The following is a 6,203-nucleotide window of genomic DNA, read 5'->3' as shown; positions in this document are numbered from 1 at the left end:
CGACGAAACCACCAACCCCCTTGAAGCGGATTTGGGCTGGATTACCAAGCTTCAAAAAGGTGAGTTTATTGGCAGAACCGCGCTTCTGAAAGTGAAAGAAGAGGGAATTAAGCGGAAATTGATCGGTTTCAAAATGAATACCCGAGCCTTTCCCCGCCACGGATACAAGATTTTTAAAGATGGGAAAGAAATCGGGCACGTTACCAGCGGGACGATTTCGCCCATGCTTTCCATCGGAATTGGGATGGGTTACGTTCCCGTTGAATATTCGGCAGTGGGCACGCCCCTCGACATTGAAATCCGGAAGAAAATGGAACCGGCGGCCGTCTGTGAGACACCCTTTTATCGCCCGGAATCATGATTGTTTCAGCCTTTCTTTCGCCCTGTGAAATCGATCAGGCAGCGCTTCGGAACAGCTGGGTCGTTGTGGTGGATGTCCTGCGTGCCACATCCACCATTGCTACGGCTTTGCATAACGGGGCGGTCCGTATTCAACCGGTAGCGTCGGCGTCCCGGGCGAGGGAACAGGCCCGGCAGGTAAACGATCTGCCGGTTCTTTTGGGGGGTGAAAAAGACGGATTCAGGATTGAAGGGTTCGATCTGGGGAATTCCCCGCTGGACTATTCTCCGGAAAAAGTCAAAGGGCAGGCGATTATTTTTAAAACTACCAACGGCACAGAGACCTTTCTTCGGGTAAAATCGGCATCAAAGATTCTCTTTGGTTCGTTCCTGAATGCGAAGGCACTCAGCCGGTTTATCAACACACACCGACCGGAACATCTGATTTTTGCAAATTCCGGTCTAAAAGGTCATTTTTCACTTGAAGATTCCGTTTGTTCGGGTTATATTATAAATCAACTTATTACTCCGGAACGTGAAAACGACGGGGCCACTGCGTGCGCGGCCCTGGCACAAAGATTTTCGGACGACACAAGGCAGTTACTTTTTGAACGATCAAAGCACGGGCGCTATCTGAAAAATAACGGGTTTACAGCCGATTTGGAGTATTGCTCCCGGAAAGACTTTCTGAATATTATTCCCGTATTTGATGAAAAACAAAACGGGATTGTTCGATTCGGATGAAACGGATTCGCAGAGGCCAATTGGCTGATTGTTGTTTTTCAAACTGACCCCTTTCTGCGGGGCTGTGTCAAAAGTCTATTTTTTCAGGCAACTAAAAAATCCCGGAATCCCGTCAGTACGTAATCGAAAAAAATGCATCACGCATTTTGGTTGGGTCAATAATCTGAAACGCATTCAGTCTTAATTTTATCAGTCATTTAGAAAATCACACCTTTCCAAATAAATGGATTAGGGGACATGTTCTACATGTGACATCAATCAGTAGTGTTTATGAATCGAAAACCTATTCAAAGAAAATCGTCGAGAGGGAAAAAACAGGAAGTGATCGGCATTTTGCTGATTGTTCTTGCGGTGCTTATTTTCCTGAGTATCCTCTCGTATCACACACAGGATTGGCCGAACAGCAGTTCCCGCCAGATTGTGCATAATTGGATGGGATTAGCGGGTGCGGCTATGGCCCACTATCTGCTCCTCTACACGATTGGCTATCCGATTATTGTGCTTCCTCTGTTAATCTTCATTTTTGGCTGGCGACTCCTGACGCACCGCCCGACGGATGACCTTTTCCGAAATTCCGGGCTGGTTCTGTTTTATGCCACAACCCTTTCTATTGCGATCGCGCTGCCCAAAATCATATCGCCCGAAACCATCGGAAACGGACATTATGCCTGGAATGGGCTTGTGGGGCATTTTTTCGCCACCCAATTTTTTCGGTATTTCGGAGCGGTCGGGAGTTTGTTGATTCTACTGACCCTGGTTATCCTGCCGATTCTGTATGTGACTGAATTTTCCTTTGGATCCGTGGCGCAGGTTTTTTCCAATCGCTTTTCTGATTTGACCGAAAAATGGAACCGATTTTTTGAAGACATGAGACGAAATCGAGCGCTCAAGCGGGAATTCAAACGGAAAGAACGGGAAGAGCGTGCCCGCCAAAAGGCCATGGTGACTGAGGAAGACCTGTTTGAAGACGAATTAGACGAAGAAAAAGAAGGTACGCCGGAACCCGAGGCGACTTTTGCAGAATCGGAACCGGTTCCTGAAGAACCCCCGTTTCCACAAAATCTACCACCAGAGGGGCCGCCTGATCAAATCGAATTGCCATTGAAGGAAGAGGGCGCGGCGGCTCCAAATGGTCGGAAAGAAAAAATAAGCGTGCCGCGGGAAGAGGTGGAAGAAATTCCCACAAATTATGAGAAACCTTCGTTCGATCTGCTGGATGAAGCTCCGCCGCTGGAGACGCGGGAAAGACGGGACGAGCTTTTGGAAATGGCACGGGATCTGGAACAAAAGCTGGGCGAATACGGGGTTCGGGGAAAGGTGGTTCAAATTCACCCGGGACCCATCATTACCCAATTTGAGGTAGAGCCCGATCCCGGGGTAAAAATCAGCAAGTTTTTGGGGATCGCAGACGATTTGGCCATGGTGCTTCGTGCCCGGAGTATTCGAATTGTGGCGCCCATCCCGGGGAAATCGGTGGTCGGAATCGAAATTCCCAATCGGGAATCGGCCCTTGTTTCACTGCGCCGCATTATGGAATCGGACATTTTTGAATCCTCACGGGCCAAATTGCCTCTGGGACTTGGGGTGGACATTACCGGCAAGGTCTATGTGGCCGATCTGGTGCAAATGCCGCACCTGCTGGTTGCCGGTTCAACAGGGTCCGGGAAAAGCGTTTGCTTGAATGTCATTATTTCCAGCCTGTTGTTTAAGTTTTCTCCGGAAGATGTGCGCCTGGTTCTGATCGATCCCAAGCGTCTGGAATTGTCTACCTATGCCCGTTTGGTGAACCATCACCTGATTACGCTACCGCAGTTAAATGAGGATGTCATCACGAATGCGGATAATGCCGTCACCATTCTGAAGGGAATGGAACTGGAGATGGAACACCGCTACCGGATTCTGGCAAAGGCAAATGTTCGAAATCTGGATGAGTTTAACCGGGCGATTGAAAACGGGGAAATTCATACCAAGTTAGAAGAACAGTACCGGCGCAAAATGCCGTACATCATTATTGTTGTGGATGAGCTGGCGGATCTCATGCTGATTTCCGGCAAAGATATTGAGGGCCCTATCAGCCGATTAGCACACATGGCGCGCGCGGTGGGGATTCACATGATTTTAGCCACGCAGCGCCCCTCCACCGATGTCCTGACCGGCGTGATTAAGGCGAATTTCCCCAGCCGGATTGCATTTCGGGTGACCTCCAAAACGGATTCACGCGTGGTACTGGATACGAACGGCGCAGAAAAATTGTTGGGACGTGGTGACATGCTGTTTCTGCCTCCCGGACGATCCGATCCGATCCGGCTGCACAGCGCGTTTGTCTCTTCCAAGGAGGTGGAGCGCGTGCTGAGATTCATCGAAGCCCAGCCCAAATTCCCTCATTGGGAAATTGCCATGAAGGCCGGCGCCGGTGCCGAAGGCCTGTACACCGCCGAGGGGCGATCCGGGGAGCGGGATGAATTGTTCAAGGAAGCCCTGAAGCTGGTTGTCCGGCACCAGCAGGGGTCGATTTCACTCCTGCAAAGACGCCTGCGAATCGGCTACGCGCGTGCCGCCCGCCTCATCGACCAAATGGAACAGGCCGGGTATGTGGGGGCCTTCGATGGAAGCAAAGCGCGGGAAGTGCTTATTACGGAAGAGGATTTGGATACACTGCTGGATTAACGAAAGAGAAGGCTATGAAAAAAAATAGAGCCATTATTTTGGGTCTGACGGGTGTGATTCTTCTGACCGCTACTGTTTCCGGTCTTGCGAAAAAGAAGCTGACCGCCGAAAAAATTCTGGAAAAGGTGCATCAAAGGGTTGAAACCATTCGAACCCTGGTCGCGGACTTTGAAGAAACCTTTCACTGGGTTATGATTGATGAAAAGCAGACGTTCTCCGGTAAATTGTACATTGGTGAGGGAGATAAATTTCGACTGCAAACTGCCGAACAGGTGATTGTGTCCGATGGCAAAACTCTCTGGACCTACGATGCGGGGAAAAAGCAGGTGCTTATTGATAATGTCAATCAATCGGGTGACGATTTATTGCCCCGGCGCTTACTGCTGAAATTTCAGAAGAATTACCACGCCCGTTTGCTGAAAGAGGAAACGATCGACGGAAAACCCTGCTACGTACTGGAGCTCATTTCAAAATCGGAAGATGTGTTTATTCCCAAAATGACCGTCTGGATTGACAAGAAAACCTGGTTGACGAAAAAACTGCGCTATGAAGATGTCAATCAAAATGTAACCACCTATCGACTGAGAAAAATAAAAATTAATCAAAAAATCCCTGAGGATATTTTTCATTATAAAATTCCGCCGAATATTCAGGTGATCGATATGCGGGCCGAATAAGTGGATGCTTTTTTTGCTGTCAGGTTATACGGGGGTTGGCGTGATCAACAAAATATCCTGTAATCCTGTTAAAATATTTTGGGTGGACATGTGCCACTGGGTTGGGACCTAAAATTGAATGCTACTGAAAAAACAAATGTCATGTCAGAGATTCTTTTTCCGCAAAAGAAGAAATTGCAGGTATTAAACTAAGAGGGTTGGGAAGGGGTGTGCTTAGACTCACCGGTTAATATTAGATGAGAGTTGGGTTACAGCCCCCCTGTCAGGTTGAAAAAAAACGAATAAAAGAGACAGGAGTCATTTAATTTGGACTGTTTCAAAGTGGTACAGTTTTAGAAACAGGAGAAATAATTATTGATTTTTTGGCAGAAAAATTTTATATTTAAAGATTAAATTGTATCAATCTGATACTTCTCATTTGGTAAATTTCCCTCAAGCAGAAAATTAAGGAGTCACCTTTGCAGGCAGCATCTAATTTTTCAAACAATAATCACGATTTTGAAGAACAAGAAGTCCGGTTAAGTGATTATTGGCGGATCATCTATCGCGGCAAATGGATCATCATTCTTTCCTTTTTGATTGTTGTCGCCGCGACCGCCTATTACTCGTTTACAACTCCCCCCACGTATGAAGCCAGTTGTATGGTTATGGTGGACCAAACCGGAGGAATGACACAAACGCTGTTTGACATCAGTCCTTTTGGCGGAAAACAGGTCACCATGATGAACAACCAGGTTCAGATTCTCAAAAGCCAGCGCCTGGCGCGCGAAGTGGTAACCAACCTTCTGAGGGATGGATATAAAGATTCTTTGAAACTCTTTTATGTGGAAGAAAAAAATGCAGAACCCGTTAATTATCTTCGGTTGGGTGTAAAAAGACTCCAGGGAGCCTTAACGGTTGATCCGATTCGTGATACGGATATTATTAAGATCAATGTAAAAGCCGGTTCCGCTTATGAGGCGGCATTTCTGGCCAATCGCGTGGCCAAAACCTTTCAGGAACTGGATCGGCAGTTCAGCCGCGGTGAAATCAGCCAGGTGGTCTCCTTTTTGGATGATCAGCTGAAGAAGAAAGAGAAGGATTTAAGGGAATCGGAAGACGCACTTCGGGCTTATCAACAAAGCAGCGGTGTGTTTGCCCTTCCGGATGAAACCAAAGAGCTGGTTACACAGCTGGTGGATTTTGAAAGCCAATTGGCCACGGCCAGAACGGATTTGGAAGCGAATAAGCGCCGTCTGGAATTTCTGAAAAGCCAGTTGGGACAGATGCGCACCGATGTGGAAAATGGACTTAAGAATATTTCCACGCCGCTGATTTCGCAGCTCAAGCAAAAGATTGCCGAAAATGAAGCAACCCTGACGGCATTGGAAATCCAGAAATCCAAGTCGCCGGTGCAATATGACCAGATCAATGAACTGAAAAAATCCATTCGGGTCATGAAAAGACAGCTCAACGGGGAAATCAAAAAGCTGTTTGCCAGTAAGACCCCCATCCGCGACAGCCTGGAACCCTATTGGGATGTGGTACAGAAAGTGGTGGATCTGGAAACCGAAAATCTGGCTCTGAAGGCTCAGGTTAGCGAATTGCAAAAGATCGTGAAGAAATACACCAGCAAAATGGAAACCCTTCCGGACAAAAGCCTGAAACTGGCTCGTTTGGAGCGCGCGAAAACCCTGAATGAAAATATCTACCTCATGATGAAACAAAAATATGAGGAATCACGTGTGACGGAAGCCGGTCAGATCGGGAAAATCCGGATTATCGATCAGGCAATCC

The 6,203-nt window shown here is 47.6% G+C and carries 5 protein-coding genes; all 5 read left to right on the top strand.

The window, feature by feature from the left end; all coding sequences use genetic code 11:
- Positions 1 to 361: glycine cleavage system aminomethyltransferase GcvT (locus GXO76_15950; protein ID NOY79346.1), on the top strand; the 361-nt coding region annotated here is incomplete at its 5' end.
- Positions 358 to 1,083 (top strand): 2-phosphosulfolactate phosphatase, encoded by a 726-nt coding sequence (locus GXO76_15945; protein ID NOY79345.1) that lies wholly within the window; start codon positions 358 to 360, stop codon positions 1,081 to 1,083. The genes GXO76_15950 and GXO76_15945, both read left to right, overlap by 4 nt.
- Before the next feature lie 270 nt (positions 1,084 to 1,353).
- Positions 1,354 to 3,750 carry a DNA translocase FtsK gene (locus GXO76_15940; protein NOY79344.1) on the top strand — a complete coding sequence of 799 codons (2,397 nt, stop codon included), beginning with the start codon at positions 1,354 to 1,356 and terminating at the stop codon, positions 3,748 to 3,750.
- A gap of 14 nt (positions 3,751 to 3,764) precedes the next feature.
- Positions 3,765 to 4,427 (top strand): outer membrane lipoprotein carrier protein LolA, encoded by a 663-nt coding sequence (locus GXO76_15935; GenBank protein ID NOY79343.1) that lies wholly within the window; start codon positions 3,765 to 3,767, stop codon positions 4,425 to 4,427.
- 458 nt (positions 4,428 to 4,885) lie between these two features.
- Positions 4,886 to 6,203, top strand: a 1,318-nt coding sequence (locus GXO76_15930; GenBank protein ID NOY79342.1) for a GumC family protein, incomplete at its 3' end; no start/stop codon positions are given.

This window comes from Calditrichota bacterium, assembly GCA_013151735.1.
In the GTDB taxonomy this organism is placed as follows: domain Bacteria; phylum Zhuqueibacterota; class JdFR-76; order JdFR-76; family BMS3Abin05; genus BMS3Abin05.
The sequence above is the reverse complement of the archived record's forward strand: the minus strand, read 5'-3'. Positions and strand labels throughout refer to the sequence as shown.

Excerpts from the sequence above, each read along its gene's own strand:
- GXO76_15945 (NOY79345.1), top strand. The coding sequence starts at position 358 with ATGATTGTTTCAGCCTTTCTTTCGCCCTGTGAAATCGATCAGGCAGCG.
- GXO76_15940 (NOY79344.1), top strand. The coding sequence starts at position 1,354 with ATGAATCGAAAACCTATTCAAAGAAAATCGTCGAGAGGGAAAAAACAG.
- GXO76_15935 (NOY79343.1), top strand. The coding sequence starts at position 3,765 with ATGAAAAAAAATAGAGCCATTATTTTGGGTCTGACGGGTGTGATTCTT.